This window comes from Streptomyces sp. NRRL B-3229, from assembly GCF_000719505.1.
Lineage (GTDB): Bacteria > Actinomycetota > Actinomycetes > Streptomycetales > Streptomycetaceae > Streptomyces > Streptomyces griseorubiginosus.
The window spans coordinates 31155-49567 of record NZ_JOGP01000032.1 but is presented as its reverse complement, the minus strand read 5'-3'; the positions used below and the strand labels follow the sequence as shown (position 1 = coordinate 49567).

The 18413-nt window shown below is 70.8% G+C and carries 17 protein-coding genes and 1 pseudogene; 7 read left to right on the top strand and 11 right to left on the bottom strand.

All coding sequences use genetic code 11. From position 1 onward, the window contains the following. The first annotated feature begins 154 nt into the window (after nt 1–154). Genes IF54_RS0135410 through dmpG form a run of 3 tightly spaced genes read left to right on the top strand, consistent with a single transcriptional unit; the run spans nt 155 to nt 2933 of the window. Complete coding sequence (locus tag IF54_RS0135410) at nt 155–982, top strand: 2-keto-4-pentenoate hydratase (protein WP_199821282.1); 828 nt, start codon at nt 155–157, stop codon at nt 980–982. Further along, complete coding sequence (locus tag IF54_RS0135405; RefSeq protein WP_030326412.1) at nt 979–1938, top strand: acetaldehyde dehydrogenase (acetylating); 960 nt, start codon at nt 979–981, stop codon at nt 1936–1938. The genes IF54_RS0135410 and IF54_RS0135405 overlap by 4 nt, the downstream gene beginning before the upstream one ends. Beyond that, the gene (gene dmpG, locus IF54_RS0135400; RefSeq protein WP_030326410.1) at nt 1935–2933 is read left to right on the top strand and encodes a 4-hydroxy-2-oxovalerate aldolase; all 999 of its coding nucleotides are present in this window, start codon (nt 1935–1937) and stop codon (nt 2931–2933) included. The genes IF54_RS0135405 and dmpG overlap by 4 nt, the downstream gene beginning before the upstream one ends. Before the next feature lie 137 nt (nt 2934–3070). Here dmpG and IF54_RS0135395 read toward each other — a convergent pair whose 3' ends face one another. Together IF54_RS0135395 and IF54_RS0135390 are read right to left on the bottom strand one after the other, a co-directional pair. Next, nucleotides 3071–3691, bottom strand: a complete 621-nt coding sequence (locus IF54_RS0135395; RefSeq protein ID WP_030326408.1) for a TetR/AcrR family transcriptional regulator — start codon at nt 3689–3691, stop codon at nt 3071–3073. 38 nt (nt 3692–3729) lie between these two features. After that, nucleotides 3730–4587 carry an alpha/beta fold hydrolase gene (locus tag IF54_RS0135390; protein ID WP_030326406.1) on the bottom strand — a complete coding sequence of 286 codons (858 nt, stop codon included), beginning with the start codon at nt 4585–4587 and terminating at the stop codon, nt 3730–3732. A gap of 250 nt (nt 4588–4837) precedes the next feature. On the opposite strand from IF54_RS0135390, the gene IF54_RS0135385 reads away from it, so the two are divergent. Next, nucleotides 4838–5710 carry a VOC family protein gene (locus IF54_RS0135385; protein WP_030326404.1) on the top strand — a complete coding sequence of 291 codons (873 nt, stop codon included), beginning with the start codon at nt 4838–4840 and terminating at the stop codon, nt 5708–5710. Nucleotides 5711–5716: 6 nt separating this feature from the next. On the opposite strand, the gene IF54_RS0135380 is transcribed toward IF54_RS0135385, so the two are convergent. The 4 genes from IF54_RS0135380 to IF54_RS0135365 are packed head-to-tail and all read right to left on the bottom strand — an operon-like array spanning nt 5717 to nt 8114. Further along, complete coding sequence (locus IF54_RS0135380) at nt 5717–5905, bottom strand: ferredoxin (RefSeq protein WP_030326403.1); 189 nt, start codon at nt 5903–5905, stop codon at nt 5717–5719. Continuing rightward, nucleotides 5889–6743 (bottom strand): NAD(P)-dependent oxidoreductase, encoded by an 855-nt coding sequence (locus IF54_RS0135375; protein ID WP_078852222.1) that lies wholly within the window; start codon nt 6741–6743, stop codon nt 5889–5891. The genes IF54_RS0135380 and IF54_RS0135375 overlap by 17 nt, the downstream gene beginning before the upstream one ends. Before the next feature lie 7 nt (nt 6744–6750). Further along, on the bottom strand, nt 6751–6972 hold the full coding sequence (locus IF54_RS0135370) for a hypothetical protein (protein WP_030326399.1): 222 nt from the start codon (nt 6970–6972) through the stop codon (nt 6751–6753). Further along, complete coding sequence (locus tag IF54_RS0135365) at nt 6969–8114, bottom strand: amidohydrolase family protein (protein WP_030326397.1); 1146 nt, start codon at nt 8112–8114, stop codon at nt 6969–6971. The genes IF54_RS0135370 and IF54_RS0135365 overlap by 4 nt, the downstream gene beginning before the upstream one ends. Before the next feature lie 184 nt (nt 8115–8298). On the opposite strand from IF54_RS0135365, the gene IF54_RS0135360 reads away from it, so the two are divergent. Continuing rightward, entirely contained in the window at nt 8299–9162 is an 864-nt protein-coding gene (locus tag IF54_RS0135360) for a mycofactocin-coupled SDR family oxidoreductase (RefSeq protein WP_030326395.1), read from the top strand. Nucleotides 9163–9178: 16 nt separating this feature from the next. Here IF54_RS0135360 and IF54_RS0135355 read toward each other — a convergent pair whose 3' ends face one another. The 3 genes from IF54_RS0135355 to IF54_RS0135345 all read right to left on the bottom strand — a co-directional run bounded on the left by IF54_RS0135355 (nt 9179) and on the right by IF54_RS0135345 (nt 12672). Continuing rightward, on the bottom strand, nt 9179–10348 hold the full coding sequence (locus tag IF54_RS0135355) for an acyl-CoA dehydrogenase family protein (RefSeq protein ID WP_030326393.1): 1170 nt from the start codon (nt 10346–10348) through the stop codon (nt 9179–9181). Then, a complete protein-coding gene (locus IF54_RS0135350) occupies nt 10345–11112 on the bottom strand; it encodes an SDR family NAD(P)-dependent oxidoreductase (RefSeq protein ID WP_030326392.1) in 768 nt (255 codons plus the stop codon). Before IF54_RS0135350 ends, IF54_RS0135355 begins: the two co-directional genes overlap by 4 nt. 102 nt (nt 11113–11214) lie before the next feature. Further along, complete coding sequence (locus IF54_RS0135345; protein WP_030326390.1) at nt 11215–12672, bottom strand: FadR/GntR family transcriptional regulator; 1458 nt, start codon at nt 12670–12672, stop codon at nt 11215–11217. A 142-nt stretch (nt 12673–12814) separates the two neighbouring features. On the opposite strand from IF54_RS0135345, the gene IF54_RS0135340 reads away from it, so the two are divergent. Together IF54_RS0135340 and IF54_RS40000 are read left to right on the top strand one after the other, a co-directional pair. Then, nucleotides 12815–13972: an acyl-CoA dehydrogenase family protein gene (locus IF54_RS0135340; RefSeq protein WP_030326388.1), complete on the top strand. Its 1158-nt coding sequence runs from the start codon at nt 12815–12817 to the stop codon at nt 13970–13972. 335 nt (nt 13973–14307) lie between these two features. Continuing rightward, nucleotides 14308–15501 (top strand): annotated as a pseudogene (locus IF54_RS40000) (IS110 family transposase). A gap of 105 nt (nt 15502–15606) precedes the next feature. Here IF54_RS40000 and IF54_RS0135330 read toward each other — a convergent pair. Both IF54_RS0135330 and IF54_RS0135325 read right to left on the bottom strand, forming a co-directional pair. After that, nucleotides 15607–17265: a thiolase C-terminal domain-containing protein gene (locus IF54_RS0135330; protein ID WP_030326386.1), complete on the bottom strand. Its 1659-nt coding sequence runs from the start codon at nt 17263–17265 to the stop codon at nt 15607–15609. Then, nucleotides 17262–18407 carry a thiolase family protein gene (locus IF54_RS0135325; RefSeq protein ID WP_030326384.1) on the bottom strand — a complete coding sequence of 382 codons (1146 nt, stop codon included), beginning with the start codon at nt 18405–18407 and terminating at the stop codon, nt 17262–17264. The genes IF54_RS0135330 and IF54_RS0135325 overlap by 4 nt, the downstream gene beginning before the upstream one ends. Nucleotides 18408–18413 lie beyond the last annotated feature (6 nt).

Sequence of the window (18413 nt, the reverse complement as noted above, 5' to 3'; positions counted from 1 at the left end):
GCTGTCCGTCGTCGTCCCACGGTCATCCGGTTCGACGGGCGCCTCGCTCCCGAGTCCCGGTGAGCGGAACGGTGCCTGGCCGTGGCCCGGCGCGAGCACCGACGCTGAGGTCCACGAGGAGTTGAGGACGCGTATGACAGAGGTGTGGGGGCCGATGGCTGTCGTGAACCGGGAGGCAGCCGTGACGGAGGCGGCCGGGCGACTGGAGCGGGCCGCTCGTGACCGACGGCCGTGCGCCCCCGTGCGGGACGTGCTCGGCTCGACCGACATCGCTCTCGCCTACGCCGTCCAGCAGCGCCTCGTCGACGGCCGGACCGGGCGCGGGGCGCGGGTCGTCGGCCGCAAGATCGGGCTGACGTCGGCGTCGGTGCAACGGCAGGTCGGGGTCGATCGTCCCGACTTCGGTGTGCTGTTCGACGACATGGACGTCAGTGGTCTGTCGGCCGTGCCCAGTGAGCGGCTCCTTCAGCCCAGGGCGGAGGCGGAGATCGCGTTCGTGCTCGCCGCGGATCTGGCGGACGGCGAGCTGTCCCTCGGCCTGGTGCGCTCGGCGGTCGGATACGCGGTGGCGGCGCTGGAGATCGTGGACAGCCGGGTGGCCGACTGGGACATCGTGATCACGGACACCGTCGCCGACAACGCGTCCAGCGGTCTGTTCGTCCTGGGCCGGGACCGGTTGACGCTGGAGGAGTTCGAACCCCGGGACGTGACCATGCGGTTGGACGCCGACGGCGTGCCGGCGTCCGAGGGCAACGGCTCGGCCTGTCTCGGGGATCCGCTGGAGGCACTGCTGTGGCTGGCGCGCACCGCGCGGGAGTTCGGCGATCCGCTGCGCGCCGGCCAGGTCGTGCTGTCCGGCGCCCTGGGTCCGCTGGTCCCGACGCCGCCAGGAATCACCGTACGGGCCGAGATGTCGAGCCTCGGTTCGGTCACCGCGACGTTCTCGCCCAAGGAATCCAAGGAACCCGAGGACCAAGGATGACGAAGACCAAGGTGGCCGTGATCGGCTCCGGCAATATCGGCACCGACCTCATGGTCAAGATCATGCGGCTGTCCGACAGCCTGGAGATGGCCGCGATGGTGGGCATCGACCCTGACTCGGACGGCCTGGCGCGCGCCGCGCGTCTGCACGTTCCCACGACGCACGAGGGCGTGGACGGGCTGATCACGATGGACGGTTTCGAGGAGATCGGGATCGTCTTCGACGCCACGTCTGCGAAGGCGCACGTGGAGAACGCCAAGCGGCTCGCACCGTACGGCAAGCGCCTCGTGGACCTCACTCCGGCGGCCATCGGTCCGTACGTCGTGCCGCCGGTGAACCTGGACGAGCACCTGGCCGGTGATGTCGACAACCTGAACATGGTGACCTGCGGAGGCCAGGCGACGATTCCGATCGTGCACGCGGTCAGCCGCGTCACGCCGGTCCCCTACGCCGAGATCGTCGCCTCCATCGCCTCGAAGTCGGCCGGGCCGGGCACGCGGGCCAACATCGACGAGTTCACCGAGACCACCGCCCGGGCGATCGAGAAGGTGGGCGGCGCCCAGCGGGGCAAGGCGATCATCGTCCTCAACCCGGCCGAGCCGCCCCTGATCATGCGGGACACGGTGTTCTGTCTGATCGGCGAGGCAGATCACGAGGCGGTCCGCGCGTCCGTCGAGGACATGGTCGCCACGGTGGCCGAGTACGTACCCGGGTACCGGCTCAAACAGCGGGTGCAGTTCACCCCGGTCGTGCTCGGCGAGCCGGTGCACACCCTGCTGGCCCCCGGCGCTCCCCAGGTGTCCACGAAGGTCTCCGTGTTCCTGGAGGTCGAGGGCGCCGCGCACTACCTGCCCGCGTACGCGGGGAACCTGGACATCATGACCTCGGCCGCCCTGCGGGTCGGCGAGCGTGTGGCCGGGCGATTCTCCGACGAGGCCGAGGTGACCTCCCGATGACCCAGCTGTATGTGCAGGACGTGACCCTCCGGGACGGCATGCACGCCATCCGGCACCGGATCACGCCCGAGGACGTGGCCCGGATCTCGTCGGCCCTGGACCGGGCCGGCGTGGACGCGATCGAGGTGGCCCACGGTGACGGCCTGTCCGGCGGCAGCCTCAACTACGGGCCGGGCAGCCATACCGACTGGGAGTGGATCGAGGCCGCGGCGGACGGCGTCGACCGGGCCGTCCTGACCTCGCTGCTACTGCCCGGCATCGGCACCATCGCTGAGCTGAAGCACGCCCACGGGCTCGGGATCCGCTCGGTACGCGTGGCCACCCACTGCACGGAGGCGGACGTCGCGGCGCAGCACATCGCCACGGCGCGGGAGCTGGGCATGGACGTCGCCGGGTTCCTGATGATGAGCCACATGGCGGAGCCCGCCGAACTCGCCCGCCAGGCCAAGCTGATGGAGTCCTACGGCGCCCACTGCGTCTACGTCACCGACTCCGGCGGCCGGCTCACCATGGACGGAGTGCGGGAGCGGATCCGCGCCTACCGGGACGTACTCGACCCGGCCACGCAGCTCGGCATCCACGCCCACGAGAACCTCTCCCTGTCGGTGGCCAACTCCGTGGTCGCGGTCGAGGAGGGCGTGACCCGGGTGGACGCGTCCCTGGCCGGGCAGGGCGCCGGCGCGGGCAACTGTCCGATCGAGGCGTTCATCGCCGTGGCGAACCTCCAGGGCTGGGAGCACGGGTGCGACCTGTTCGCCCTCCAGGACGCCGCCGACGAGTTGGTCCGCCCGCTCCAGGACCGACCCGTCCGGGTGGACCGGGAGACCCTCACCCTGGGGTTCGCCGGGGCCTATTCGAGCTTCCTGCGGCACGCGGAGGCGGCGGCCCTGCGCTACGGCCTCGACGCGCGCACGATCCTGCTGGAGGTCGGCAGGCGGGGGCTGGTCGGCGGGCAGGAGGACATGATCGTGGACATCGCCCTCGATCTGGCCTGAGCCCTCGACCGCCTGCCCCTTGGACCGGGAGGGCCGCTGCTGTTGGACCGGGAGCGCCGCTGCTGTGGTCGCCGGTCGGTCCCGGCGAGGTTGCCACGAGCCGACCGGAGCCCGCCTGGCAGGGGGCGGGCCTGCGCTCAGCTGTTCTCGTACGGCGCGAGGATGAGCCTGGCCGCGAGCCGCAGGTCCGACTCCGCCTGCGGGGCGGTGATCTCCTCGGTGAGCATTGCCACGAACAGCCCCCACCAGCTGTAGATGAGCAGCCGCACCACGCTGCGGTCCTGTTCCCCGGCCTCACGGACACCCAGTACCCGCAGCAGCGTCCGCCCGAGGCAGCTGTCGAGGATGTCGAACCGGGTCGGGATCATCGCCGAGTACTCGCTGAACGCCGACAGCGCCGCCGCCGAGGCCAGCAGCGGGCTGTCCAGCAGCTTGACCATGAGTTCGACGAGTGTGTCCGCCGCCTCGGTCGCCCGGTCCGCCGTCCCGTCGGCCACGGATTCCTCGGCGTGACCGTCGAGGATCGTCTCGATGTGCCATTCGAGGACCGCGGTGAACAGGTAGGGCTTGGACGGGAAGTAGCGGTACAGCGTACCGAGGGCGACCCGCGCCTCCTTGGCGACGTCCTGCATCTGGACGCCGGCGAGCCCGTCGCGGGCGGCGAGTTCGGATGCCGCGCGCAGGATGCGGACGCGCCGGGCGATCTGCCGGTCCGAGACGGGAGCGGCCGGCTGCCTCGGCTCGGCGACTCTGCCCACGTCTCCCCCATGCAGTCGGCTGCGCCCGCCCACGTTCCTCAGGCCCCGGGGCGGGTCAGGAAGGCCAGGACCACGCTCTCCCAGGCCGCCTGCTGCTCGATCATCGCCCAGTGGCCGCAGTCCGGCAGGACGTGCAGTTCCGCCTTGGGGATGGTGCGCATCGGCAGCAGCGCGTTGTCCAGGGGGGTGACCCGGTCGTCCCGGCCCCACGTTAGCAGCGTGGGTGCGGTGATCTTGTGGAGTGCGGCCCAGATCGGCTGGTCCGAGGCGGACTGCGCGGCGAGGATCGCGGCCATGGCCTGCCGGCCGTAGATCCGGCGTGAGGCCTGGAGCGTCTGGGGCTCGGTGGCGCTGCGCCACCGCTCCTCGATCAGCTCCTCGGTGAGCACCTCCGGGTCGTGGACCATGGACCTGAGCCACTGGACGAGGTTCTCCCGGGTCGGGCTCTCGGCGAACTCCACGAGCAGGTTGAGGCCTTCGCTGGGCGCGGGCGAGAGGATGTTGCGGCCCACGCCGCCGATGGTCACGACCCGGCGGAAGAGGTCCTTGCGGGCGACGGCGAGGTGGGCCGCGACGAATCCGCCGAGGGAGTTGCCCACGACGTCGACCTGGTCGAGCCCTAGGCCCTCGAGGAACCGCAGCACCGCCTTGGGGGCCGCCGCCATCGGGTTATCCGTGGTCGGGTCGCTCACGCCGAAGCCGGGGAACTCCAGGACGAGGCAGCGGAAGTGGCGGGCGAACGCCGGCAGATTGCGCTGGTAGTTGCGCCAGCCGGTGACCCCCGGTCCCGAACCGTGCAACAGCAGCAACGGTGGTCCGTCACCCGCCTCGTGGTAGCGCAGAGTCCCCTCGTCGGTGGGCAGTTCACGCAGTGTGTCCTCGCGGGTGAACGTCATGACGGTGTGACCTCCGGTCTCTGGGGGCAGGCGGTGCCGGCTGCGGTCTCGGCACCTGCCGAGCCGATGCTGCCGCGTGCCGTGGGCCGACGCCGATCGCCGTCCCACCCAGTAGGAGCGAGCCCCTCGTCCCTCTCCCAATCAGTGGGACCGTTGCCGCAGGCGGGCGCGGTCAGCTGGCTACCGTCGCGATGGCGCGGGAGGGGGACCGCCGCGGCCATGACCGACCACCGTGATGGGAGAGATTCGGATGGGTGTGCACTCGCTCGGGTACCTGCGGCTGGAATCCACCGACCTGGACAAGTGGCGGCTCTTCGGTACGGACTTCCTCGGGCTGATGCCCGTCGAGGGCCCGGACGCGGACTCGCTGTACTACCGCATGGACGACTACCCGGCCCGTATCGCGGTGGCTCCCGGCGCGCAGGACCGGATGACGGCGCTCGGCTTGGAGGTCCTCGACGAGCGCGAGCTGACACGACTGGCCGCGGCCGTGGAGAAGACCGGTATCAAGGTGAGCGCCGGCACCGAGGCCGAGTGCGCGCAGCGGCACGTCACCGGCTTCGTCCGGTTCCACGACCCGGGCGCCAACCCGGTCGAGCTGTTCTACGGCACCGTCCTCGACCACGTGCCCGTGCGCACCCCGCTGGTCTCCCGGTTCGTCACCGGTGGCATGGGCATGGGCCATGCAATCGTCTCCGCCGAGGACGCGCGGGCCACCTTCGACTTCTACGTGCACACCCTGGGCTTCATGGAGCGGAACACGATGCGCTCCCCCGGCGGCACGACCTGGTTCATGGGGTGCAATCCGCGCCACCACACGCTCGGCGTCACGCCGATGCCCGGCCCCGGCCGCCTGATGCACTTCATGGTCGAGGCGGCGACCCTGGACGACGTCGGGCTCGCCCTGGACCGGGCCCACAAGTACGAGGTCCCGATGATGCACTCGCTCGGCAAGCACACCAACGACCACATGGTGTCGTTCTACGTCTGGTCGCCGGAGAACTATGCCGTGGAGTTCGGCTGGAACGGCCTCCAGGTCCCCGAGCCGGTACCGGTCTACGAGATCACCGACGGCGCCTTCTGGGGACACCGGTTCACCCCGCCGCCCCAGCCGGCGGGGTGAGTGAGGTCACTCGATCCTGATGGCCCGCTCCGGGCAGGTGCGTTCGCCGGAGCGGGCCTCTTCGTGCAGGCTCTCCGGGAGCTCCCCTTCGTACGGCAGGGCGTAGCCGTCGTCGTCGAGCCGGAAGACCTCCGGGGCCGCCGCCGCGCAGCGTGCGTGCCCGGAGCACATCGACGTGTCAATGGTGATCTTCATCCAACCGCTCCGTTCCAGGTGGGGGTTGCTCGGTGAGGCGCAGGGGACCGTTGTGCGCCGTGGCCAGCAGCGCCGACCAGTCGACGCCCGCGAGCGACGTGCAGGCCGACAGGTCCTTGCGCAGATACGGCGTGACCGCGGCGGCGAAGGCTTCGGACCCGCCGCGGGCGGCGATGTGCCGCCCCGCGGTGCTTCCGCCGCTGCCGACCGCAAGGGCTTCCAGCAAGGCGCTCTCCTCGATGCCCAGCTTCCGACCGGCTTCCAGCCCGGCCAGCGTCACCTGGGAGACCGCGGCGAACAGCAGGTTGTTGAGCAGCTTGACGTGCAGCGCCGAACCGGGTGGGCCCGTCGCGATCACGGGATCGGCATAGGCGGCCATGACGCGGCGCGCCGTCGCCACGTGCTCGGGTTCCCCGCCGGCGTACACCACCAGACAGCCGGCGCGCACCGTCTCGGGCGTGCCACTGAACGGCGCGTCGACGACGGCCGCGTGGCGTGGGTCCAGTCGGGTGAGCGTCTCGGGTGTGCCGGTCGTGTGGGAGACGAGCACCGTGCGCGGGTCCATGGCCGCGACAGCCTCGGGCAGTACGTCGATGATCTGGGCGTCGCTGTACAGGCAGCTGACGACGACGTCGGAGGCGGCGATGCCGGCGACGGTGTCAACGAGTTCGGCGCCCGCCGCCGAGAGCCGGGCTCCGATGTCCGCCCGGCGTGCGTAGAGGCGGACGTGGTGACCGGCCGTCAGCAGCCGCTCCACCATCGGCTCCCCTATGCGTCCGGCGCCTACGAAGCCGACCGTCGTGCCGGGGTTGAGGCGGGCGCGGTCATTGCCGGTCACGGTCACCTCAGTCCGCCGGCTTGCCGGTCAGGTCCTCGGCGGCCTCGCGCAGGGCGCTGAGCCGGGCCTCCAAGAGGTCCCGCTCCGTCTGCTCGGCGTCGGCCGCGAGTCCGGCCAGACGCGCGGCGGTCTCGGCGATCTTGTCCTGGAGCCTGCCGTGGGCCTCCTCCCGGGTGAGCAGGCCCAGGTCGGTCCAGTCGGACCGCTCGGACTCGGGGCGCCTGCTCATGCCGGGATGTTGTAGAGACGGCGGGTGTTCAGCTCCACGATCTTGTGCACCTCTTCGTCCGGTACGTCGGCGAGGACCTCCGCCGCGTAGGCGCGGCTCTTGGGCCAGTACGAGTCGGAGTGCGGGTAGTCGCACTCCCAGGTGATGCGGTCGACGCCGACGTGGTGGCGCACCTCCACGCCGAACCGGTCGTCGATGAAGCAGCCGTGGAAGTTGCGGCGGAAGAGGTCCGAGGGCCGCACGCTCTGGTTGACGTTCTGGTAGAAGCGGTGCCGTTCCCAGGTGCCGTCGATACGTTCCAGCAGGTACGGCATCCAGCCGATGCCGCCCTCGGAGAGGCCGATCTTGAGCTCGGGGTGTTTGTGGAGCACCGGAGAGAACAGCAGGTCGGCGGTGGCGTACATGGCGTTGCAGCCGAACAGGGCGGTCGTCACTGCGAACGGGGCCTCGGGAGCGGTCTGCGGGGGCCTGCCCGAGGTGCCGAAGTGCAGGCACAGGGGCATCCCGGTCTCCTCGGCCGCCGAGAGCACGGGGTCCCAGTGGTCGGTGTGGAAGGACGGCAGTCCGCGCGGGGCGGGGTTCTCCGGGAAGGAGATCGCCTTGGCGCCCTTGGCGGTGGTCCGGCGGATCTCGGCGACACACGCCCGGACGTCCCACAGCGGCAGGATGACCAGGGGGATGAGCCGGCCCGGCGCGGTGGCGCACCACTCGTCCAGCACGAAGTCGTTCCACGCCTGGACGCACAGCAGCGCCAGGGTGCGGTCCGTGCCCTCCATGAACACATGGCCCGAGAACCCCGGGAAGGACGGGAAGCACAGGGCCCCCCAGACTCCGTCCAGGTCCATGTCACGGATCCGGGCCTTCGGGTCGTAGCAGCCCGGGATCATCTCGTCGTAGCGGGTCGGCTCCAGGCCGAACTCCTGGGGCTCCCTGCCCGCGACCGCGTTCAGGCCGATGTAGGGGTAGATCCGGTCCTCGTAGAGCCACACCTCGGCGGGCGCCTGCCCGTCGCCGCGCGGCTGCTCCACGATGCGCGGTCCGGCCCCCTGGTACTTCGCCGGCAGGCGGTCCGCCCACAGACGCGGAGGCTCGATCAGATGGTCGTCGGTCGACAGCAACTTCATCCACGGCTGCAACGGCATCCTGATGCTCCCTAGGTCTCGCAGACTCTCTAGCAGTGAGCGCATTGTGTGCACTGATCGCATCTCACTCAGCGGAAGCGGACCGTCGAAGTCGGCGGATCAGCACGGATCATGGAGGCAGGCCCGGTTCCACTCGCCAGTATTGAGGCTACTCTTTATTGGGCCTACAGCGGAAGGAGACCCCATGGGTCGCGTGCAGGACAAGGTCGTCGTCATCACCGGAGCCGCTCGGGGACAGGGCCGGGCCCACGCGCTCCGGCTCGCCGCCGAGGGTGCCGACGTCATCGCCGTCGACATCTGCGAGGACATCGCCACCAACGGCTATCCGCTGGCCACCCGGGAGAACCTGGACGAGACCGTGCGCCGGGTGGAGAAGCTCGGGCGGCGGGTCGTCGCGCGCAGGGCCGACGTACGGGATCCCGCGGCGCTGCGGGCGGCGGTGGACGAAGGCGTGGCCGAGCTGGGGCGGCTCGACGCGGTCGTCGCACAGGCGGGTATCTGCCCGATCGGGGGCGAGAGGAGTGCCCAGGCGTTCCTCGACGCGGTCACGGTCGACTTCAACGGGGTCGTGCACACCGTCGACGCCGCCCTGCCTCATCTGCCCGACGGGGCCGCGATCGTGGCGACCGGGTCGTTCGCCGGCCTGGTCCCGGCGACGACCGACAATCCCGCGCTCGGGCCGGGTGGGCTGGGCTATTCGTTCGCCAAGCGCCAAGTGGCCGCCTTCGTCCATGACTTGGCGATCGTGCTGGCGCCCCGGCAGATCCGGGTCAACGCGGTACACCCCAGCAACTGCAACACGGACATGCTCAACAGCGACGTCATGTACCGCACGTTCCGGCCCGATCTGGAGGAGCCGACCCGCGAGGACGCCCTGTCCGCCTTCCCCGCGATGACCGGGTTCGGCATCCCCTACGTCGAGCCCGAGGACATCGCCGACACCGTCCTGTTCCTGGTCTCCGAGGAGTCCCGGTACGTCACCGGCATGCAGATGCGTGTCGATGCCGGCGGGTACGTCAAGCGGCGGCCCCAACCGCCCGCGTTCTGAGGGGCGTTCTGGGTCTTCACGGCATCGCCGGGTCGCGGGGCAGGCCGAGGACCTGCTCCGCGACGGTGTTGCGCTGGATCTCCGCGGTGCCCGCGCCGATCGTGGAGGCCCTGGTGCGCAGGAAGCCCCACACCCAGCGCCCGCGCTGTACGGCGTGCGGGTCGCGGCGGTCGAGGACGCCGTACGCGCCCAGCATGTCGAGGGCGAACTCGTGCAGGTCCTGTTCGAAGGCGACGATGTACAGCCTGGACGTCGAGGACGCCGGGCCCGGCTCGCCCTTGGCGGTGATGTCGGCGATCGTGCGCATGCCGGTGAGGCGCATGACCGACACCCGCATCTCGAAGTCCGCGAGCCGGTCGCGCACCAGCGGATCCTTCGTGGCCCCCCGCTCCCGCGCCAGCTCGATCAACTCGTCCAGGATCCGCCGGTACAGCGCGGCCTGGTTCATCGCACCCGCAGCACGCTCGTGCCCGAGGCTCGTCCGTACCAGGGGCCAGCCGCCGTTCTCCTCACCGATCCTGTGGTCGACCGGCACGCGTACGTCGTCGAAGAAGATCTCGCAGAAGTGGGCGTCGCCGGTCAGGTCCCGCAGTGGCCGTACGGTGACGCCCGGGGCGTATGCGTCGACGAGGAGGTAGCTGATTCCTTCCTGGCGCGATCCGGGCGGCCCGGTGCGGACCAGGGTGAAGAGGATGTCGGCGATGTCGGCCGAACTGGTCCACACCTTCTGTCCGTTGACCACGTACTCGGAGCCGTCGGCCGCTCTGTGTGCCGTCGTGCGCAGGGCGGGCAGGTCCGAGCCGGCCTCCGGTTCGGAGTAGCCCTGGGCCCAGACCGTGTCGCCGCGCAGCATGGGTCGCAGGAAGCGGTTCTTCTGCTCGGGTGTGCCGTACTTGATCAGGGTGGGGGCCGCGATGCCGAGTCCGGTGCCCAGGGGGCCGGGCACTCTGGCTCGCGCGTACTCCTCCTGGTAGATCACCTGGCGGGTGAAGGGCAGGTCCATGCCGCCGTACTCGCGCGGCCAGCTCGGGCCCGCGTAGCCGGAGTCGTACAGGGTGGCCAGCCACTTCTTCTGCCACGCGAGGCGCTCGGCCCGGCCCTCGGGGCGGCGGCCGGGGTGGTGTTCGGCCAGGAAGGCGCGCAGGCGGGTGCGGAACTCCTCGTCCGTCCCGGAGTCCCGCGTCATCGCGGAGCCATGCGGATCGCGCCGTCGAGGCGAACGGTCTGGCCGTTGAGGTAGGGGTTCTCCAGCATCTCGACGGCCAGGCGGGCGAAGTCGTCCGGATCGCCCAGCCGTTTGGGGTGCGGGACGGAGGTGGCGAGGCCCTCGCGGATGTCCTCGCGGAGGCGGCCGAGCATGGGGGTGTCCATGATGCCGGGGGCGATGGTGTTCACGCGGATCCGCCAGCTCGCCAGGTCGCGGGCGGCGACCAGGGTCATGCCGTGCACGCCGGCCTTGGCGGCGGTGTAGGAGGTCTGGCCTATCTGGCCGTCGAAGGCCGCGACCGATGCGGTGAGCACCACGGCGCCGCAGTCGCCGTCGACGACGTCGTTGCCGGCCAGGCGGGCCGCGGCCAGGCGCAGCACGTTGTACGTACCGATCAGGTTGACGCGTACGACCTCGGCGAAGGTGGCCAGTTCGCCGGGTGTGCGGTCGCGGTCGATGATGCGGGTGCGGTCGCCGCCGCGGCCCGCGCAGTGCACGACGAAGTGCAGGGGTCCGTGCCGCTCGGCGGTGTCGAGGGCTTCGGTGACCGCGACTTCGTCGGTGATGTCCGCGCGGACGAACCGGGCCGCGTCGCCGAGGTCGGCGACGGCCTTGGTGCCCTGTTCCTCGGAGAGGTCGGCGATGACGACGCGGCCGCCGCGTTCGATGATCCGGCGCGCGGTGGCGAGTCCCAGTCCCGAGGCGCCGCCCGTGACCAGTGCCGATGAACCGTCTATGCGCATGGCCCAACTCCTCACACGACGCCTCATCGGGCCGTGACGATACTGATGAGCCTATTCAGTATACGCAATTATCCTCCCGGGCACGCCCGAGGGGAGGAATTGTCAATGCCACCAGGGAATGAGTGCATCCAAATGGCGTCGCATGCGGTGCTGTGCGACCCCGGTATCCCCCTGGAGGATCGCGTCGAGGATGCGCTGGTGCACATGCTCGACCTCTTCGGCCGCCGTGTCGCCGGGCAGCGGCCGGTCGTGGCCGGCCGCGTGCCGACGGAACAGCTCTGTGATGATGGACAGGAACAGGGACAGCACCGGATTGTGGGCCAGGCGGGCCAGTTCGGAGTGGAACAGGTCGGCCTTGCGCGGGTCTTCGGGCGGTCCCTCGGTCGTCCATCGCACGGCCTTGGCCAGGCGTTCGGCCACCTGCTCGTCGCCCTCGGCATGCCGGGCGGTGACCCGGGCGACACCGCCGAGTTCGATGGCGCCCCGGACGATCCGCAGATCGTCGGCCGTGACGCCCTGGTACTCCAGGAAGAGCGCCATCGTGTCGATGCTGGCCTGCGGTTCGGGTTCCGCGACGACCAGGCCGCCGCCGGGGCCGCGGCGCATCCGGGCCACCGAGTGGTATTCGAGGAGACGGACGGCTTCGCGCAGGACGGCGCGGCTGATTCCGTAGCGGGCGAGCAGATCGGTCTCCGAGCCGAGCACCATGCCGATCTGCCAGCCGCGCGCGGCGATGTCGTCGTGGATGCGGGCGGCGACCACTTCGGCGAGCTTGGCCCGCGGCCCCTCGACCAGTTCGGGCTCGACCACCTGCCCGGCGATCCGCGGCCCGCGCCGCACCCGGTGCTTCTCGATCCAGGCGGCCACCGACTCCAGGTGTGCGGCCAGCGCGGTCTGCGCGCGGGCGCCGTCACCGGCGATCACGGCGTCGACGACGGCGCGGTGCTCGCGGTGCGAGGTGTCCTTCGCCGTGTGCAGCTCGGCCTTGGAGATCCGGCGGGAGGTGTGCGCGTACCGGGCGGTCAGGCGGGTGAGCACGTCGATGAACAGGTGCAGCACCGGGTTCCCGGACAACTGTCCGAGCACCGGATGCAGCGGGTCCTGGGAGTGGGCGCCCAACTCGTCCCAGTGGGCGTGTTCGTCGTCGAGGGTGGCGCGGAGCGTGCCGATGCCGTCCTCGGTGATGCGGTCCGCGGCCAGTCCTGCGGCGATGGGTTCGAGCAGGAGGCGGGCCTGGAGCAGGTCCGTGATGCTCGTGCCGACGTACTCCAGGTAGATCACCACGGCCCGGGTCGCCGGTCCCGCGTTCGGCGCGCAGACGATCAGTCCGCCGTTCGGGCCGCGCCGCATCCGGGCGACCTGGTGGTGCTCGACCAGCCGTACGGCCTCGCGCAGCACCGCACGGCTCACGCCCAGACGCTCGCGAAGGTCGACCTCGGAGCCCAGCGACTGGCCGACGGGCCAGCCCTGCCGGATGACGTCCGCCTCGATGCGCTGCGCGGTCTGCGCGGCGAGCTTGCCGACCGGGGCATCCGACTCGCGGTCGACAGTGGTCGCCATGGGCCAACTCCTCTGGACGTATTGCGGGTCCCCAGTCTACGGGGCACCCCCGCGGGGACCTGTCGTTCACCGCCTCCACCGCATTTAGAGTATCCTCAATTCTTCAAGGCGCCTCTCCGTACGAGGACAAGGAGCCCCATCCATGCGACTGGAGTCCACGCCCGAGCTCGACGCCTTCCGAAGGAAGGTGCGCGCCTTCGTCGCGGAGCACGCGCCCGGCGTCAAGGCCCACAGCGGAGTACGCGCGCCCGAGCCCGGCCTCATGCCGGCGATCAGGGAGTGGACCGCCAAGCTGTACGAGGCCGGCTTCCTCGGTATCGACTGGCCGGCCGAGTACGGCGGCCGGCCCGACGCCCATCCGCTCGAACCCTTCGTCGTCGCCGAGGAGATCGCCCGCGCCCGCACCTGGCCGCCCGTGGGGGCGGCCTCGCTGGCCTCGGCAGCCCTGATCGAGTTCGGCACGGAGGAGCAGCGCGCGCGCTTCCTTCCGCGTATCCGGGCGTGTGAGGACGTGTGGTGTCAGTTGTTCAGCGAGCCGGATGCGGGCAGTGACCTGGCCGCGCTGCGGACCCGAGCACGGCGGCAGGGCGCCGATTTCGTCGTCGACGGGCAGAAGGTGTGGACCACGAACGGTCAGCATGCCGACATGGGATACCTTCTCGCGCGCACCGACCCCGACGCTCCCAAGCACAAGGGCATCACCGCGTTCGCCCTGGACATGCGGAGTCCGGGGGTAGAGGTACGGCCGTTGCGCGAGATCACCGGAACCAGCGACTTCAACGAGGTCTTCTTGGACGGTGTGCGCGTTCCGGCCTCGCAGGTGATCGGTCGCGTCGATGACGGCTGGCGGGTGGCGATGAGCAGCCTCGGGCGCGAGCGGTCCGGGGTGGCGGCGCGGGGCGTGGAGTTGTTCGCCGTTCTGGACGACCTGCTGCGGCTGGCGGAGCCGGTGCTCGACGACTCGGCGACCCGGCAGGAGGTCGGGGAACTCGCGGCGCGGGTGCATGTGAACGCGGCGATGGTCTCGATGGCTCAGTCCCGGATGCTGGCAGGTGGCGAGGGGACCGCCGATGCGCTGCTGGGGAAGGTGTTCTTCAGCGAACTGAACCACGATCTGGTGGAGTTCGGGCTGCGGTTGCAGGGGACGGACGGGTTGCTCTCCGAGGGGGACGAGGGAGTGGTCGCACAGGGGTGGTGGCAGGACGCGCATCTCTATTCGCGGGCTTACACGATCGCCGGTGGGGCGAACGAGGTCTTGCGGACGCAGATCGCGGAGCGGGGCTTGGGTTTGCCGCGGTAGAGCTCCGGTGCCGGATCAGGCGTCTGGCGTCTGCGGGCGTCCGAAACGGGGAGCGGTCCGCCAGGACCGCCCCCCGTTATCTTCTTCGCGGTCCTGCAAGAGGGCCGCTGGCCTCCGGGCCCGGTATGACTGTTGCCCCCCTGTCGAGTGGATGACCTGGGGGGTGGTGTCGCCGGGCCCGAGGGGTGCCGTCGGAGACGCTGATCAGAGGTCCGGCCACCGCCCGGCCCGGCGCAATGCCGGGCCACTTGCGGGCGGCAGGTCTGCATAACGTGGATGCGCGCGAACGGCCCCGGCACCAAGGCCGGCACGGCATCGACGCATGTGGGGGCACGGTGATCGACATCGACGAGACGGGCGTCTTCCTCGGCCTGGACGTCGGCAAGAGCAACCACCACGGCCATGGACTCACCCCGGCCGGGAAGAAGGTCTTCGACAAGGCCCTGCCGAACGGCGAACCGCAGTTGCGGGCCGTCTTCGACAAGCTCATGGCCAAGTTCGGCACCGTCCTGGTGGTCGTGGACCAGCCCGCCTCGATCGGCGCCCTGCCGCTGACCGTCGCCCGTGACGCCGGCTGCAAGGTCGCCTACCTGCCCGGGCTCGTGATGAGCCGGATCGCCGACCTCTACCCGGGTGAGGCCAAGACCGACGCCCGCGACGCGGCCGTCATCGCGGACGCCGCCCGCACCATGCCCCACACCCTGCGCTCCCTCGAACTGGCCGACGAGATCACCGCCGAGCTGACCATGCTGGTCGGCTTCGACCAGGACCTGGCCGAGGAGGCCAACCGCACGTCCAACCGCATCCGCGGCCTGCTCACCCAGTTTCATCCCAGCCTCGAACGCGTCCTGGGCCCCCGCCTGGACCACCCCGCCATCACCTGGCTCCTGGAGCGCTACGGATCCCCGGCCGCCCTACGCAAGGCCGGCCGCCGCAAACTCGTCGAGGTCGTCCGGCCCAAAGCGCCCCGCATGGCTCAGCGGCTCATCGACGACATCTTCGACGAACAGACCGTGGTCGTCCCCGGCACCAACACCCTCGACGTGATCATGCCGTCGCTGGCCAAGTCACTGGCCGCCGTCCACGAACAACGCCGGGCACTGGAGGCCCAGATCGAAGCCCTGCTGGAGGCCCACCCTCTTTCCCAGGTCCTGACCTCGATGCCCGGCATCGGCGTCAGGACCGCCGCAGTCCTCCTGGCCACCGTCGGCGACGGCAACTCGTTCCCCAGCGCCGCCCACCTGGCCTCCTACGCCGGCCTCGCCCCCACCACCCGGCAGTCGGGGACCTCGATCCACGGCGAACATGCTCCGCGAGGCGGGAACCGACAGCTCAAACGCGCGATGTTCCTCTCCGCGTTCGCCGCCCTCCACGATCCCGCCTCGCGCAGCTACTAGGACCGCTGCCGGGCCAGAGGCAAAACCCACACCCAGGCCCTCCTCCGCCTCGCCAGACAACGGATCAACGTCCTATTCGCCATGCTCCGCGACGGAACCTTCTACGAACCCCGAACCCCACACCTCGCTTGACGAAAGACATAGAGGCCCCCCCGTCTCACCGCCGACTGCACTCCCGGCGACACCTCCAACCAGGTCAGGCCGGATAGTGAACCGCTGCTGGAGTACTGAGACGCTTCACCTGGCGCTTCTCAGAAGCATCGCTCCCGACGGCACTCCCCCGCCCGCCGTCACCACCGCCACCCCGGCGCCCTCGACCTGACGTCCCCCTGCCTCGCCGCGTAGTTGCAGTATCGCCTCCCGTACGAAGCCGTAGCCGTGCAGGCGGCCTGCCGAGAGCTGGCCGCCGTGTGGGTTCAGTGGCAGGTCGCCGGTGAGGGCGATGGTCTTGCCGCCGGCGATGAAGTCGGTCGCCTCGCCCGGGCCGCAGAAGCCGAGGCCCTCGATCCAGGACAGGGCGTTGAAGGTGAAGCCGTCGTAGAGGAGGGCCACGTCGACGTCGGAGGGAGTCAGGTCGGTGCGGGTCCACAGGTGCGCGGAGGGCCCCAGGGACTGGGGCAGGTGGGTCAGCGTGTCCTGGTCCCAGCTCAGGCGTTCGAGGATCGCCGTGCCCACGGCCTCCACCAGGACGGGCGGCCGGGGGCGGTCGTACGTCGTCTCGATCGCCGACACGACGACGGCCACCGCGCCGTCGCAGGGGACGTCGCAGTCGTAGAGCCCGAACGGCGTGGTGATCACGCGGGCGTTGAAGTAGTCGTCGAGGGTCATCGGGTCGCGGTGCAGGGCTTCGGGGTTGCGGGCCGCGCCCGCGCGTGCGGTGACGGCGATGGCGCCGAGGGCCTCACGGCCGACGCCGTAGCGGTGCATGTAGTGCGAGGCGTTGCAGCCGATCCACTGCGCGGGCGACACGGCACCGAAAGGGGCGCGGAACTCCGTCATGCCGGTGGCGCGGCCGGCGGCGGTCCGCCACTGTCCCGAACGGACCAGGGCGGCGTGGGAGGACTCCCAGACCGTACGGAAGCACAGCACATGCCGGCAGAGGCCGGCGGCGACCGCCAGCATGGCGGCGGTGATCGAGCCGATCTGGCCCGGTACCTCGCGTCCCCCGTTGATCCAGGTGGGGCGGAGTTGGAGGGCCTCGGTCAGGGCGGTGACACCGCCTTCGGTCATGCCGTCGAGGTCCGGGCCTGGATAGGTGGACAGCCCGTCGATGTCGTCGGGGTCGAGTCCCGCGTCGGCCAGCGCGGCCAGGCAGGCGTCGACCGTGAGGGAGAGGGGGTCCGTCATCAGGCGTCGGCCGACGCGGGACTGGCCCACGCCGGTCAGCGCGACCCGGTCCTCGTACTTGCGCGGGGACGCCATGGGACGCAGCGCGGTGCGGACGTCGCGCGGTTCGGGCAGGCGGGCGGGGCCCTCGGCGGCCTCGCTCTCCGGGTCCGGCTCGAAGACGGGGAGGTGCACGTCCCCGTGGTGCTCGAAGCGGACGCGGACCCGCATGCCGACGCGCACCTCGTCGGGCTCGCAGCCGACGACGTTGGTCGTCAGCCGGGCCCGGTCGTCCTCCGCGAGCGCGACCACCGCAACGACGTACGGCGGGGGGAAGGCCGGCAGCCACGGCTGGTGGCTGACGCTGAAGCCGACCACCACCGCCTTCCCCGAGACGGCATCGAGAGCCACCGCGCGGCTGCGGCAGGACGGGCACAGCGGCAGCGGCGGGTGGAAGTGGCGGTCGCAGTCGGCGCAATGGGTGATCCGCAGCACGCCGTCGGTGCCTGAACGCCAGAACTCGGCGCTGGCGAGCGTGGGTTGAGGCAGGGGGCGGGTGACCGCGGTCATGCCAGGAGCTCGATGATCGTGGCGTTCGCGGTGCCGCCGCCCTCGCACATCGTCTGGAGTCCGTAGCGCAGGTTCTCGCTCCGCATGCGGGCCAGGAGGCGGGTCATCAGGATGGCCCCCGAGGCGCCGAGAGGATGCCCTACGGCGATGGCTCCGCCGAGCGGGTTGAGCCGCTCGGGGTCCGCTCCGGTCTCGGCGAGCCAGGCCAGCGGCACCGGTGCGAACGCCTCGTTGACCTCGTAGACGCCGATGTCGTCGATCGACAGGCCGGATCGCTGGAGGACCTTCTGCGTCGCGGGGATCGGGCCGGTGAGCATCAGGACCGGGTCGGCGCCGCTGACCGCGCCGCTGTGATAGCGCGCGACGGGGGTGAGGCCCAGGTCGCGGGCCCGTTCCGGGGTCGTGATGAGCAGGGCGGCGGCGCCGTCGGAGATCTGGGAGGCGTTCCCGGCGTGGATCACGCCGTCCTCCTTGAACGACGGTTTGAGGGCCGCCAACTTCTCGGCCGAGCTGCCTCGGCGCAGTCCTTCGTCCGTGGTGAATTTGGTGCCGTCGACCTCGACGGGGACGAGGTGGTCGTCGAAGACTCCCGCGTCGATCGCCGCGGCGGCTTTCGCGTGGGAATCCGCCGCGTACTCGTCGAGTCGGGTACGGCTGAACCCCCAGCGTTCGGCAATGAGTTCGGCTCCGACGCCCTGGTTGAACTCGACACCGCCGTAGCGGGCCAGGACGGTGGGGCCGTACGGCCGGCCGGTGGTTCGGTGGGCGCCGAGCGGGACCCTGCTCATGGTCTCCACCCCGCCGGCGACGACGAGGTCGTACTGCCCCGCCATCACGGCGTGGGCGGCGGAGTCGACGGCCTGCTGGCTGGAGCCGCAGGCCCGGTTGACGGTCACTCCGGGGACGTGTTCGGGCCAGCCCGCCGCGAGCACGGCGATCCTGCCGATGTTGCTCGACTGGTCGCCGATCTGGGTCACACAGCCCCAGACCACGTCGTCGATGGTGCCGGGGTCCACGCCCGTGCGCTCGACCAGGGCACGGAGCACGTGCGCCGACAGGTCGGCCGCGTGCACGCCGGCCAGTGTGCCGTTGCGTTTTCCGATGGGGGTGCGTACGGCGTCGACGATGACTGCGTCTCGCATGGCGGT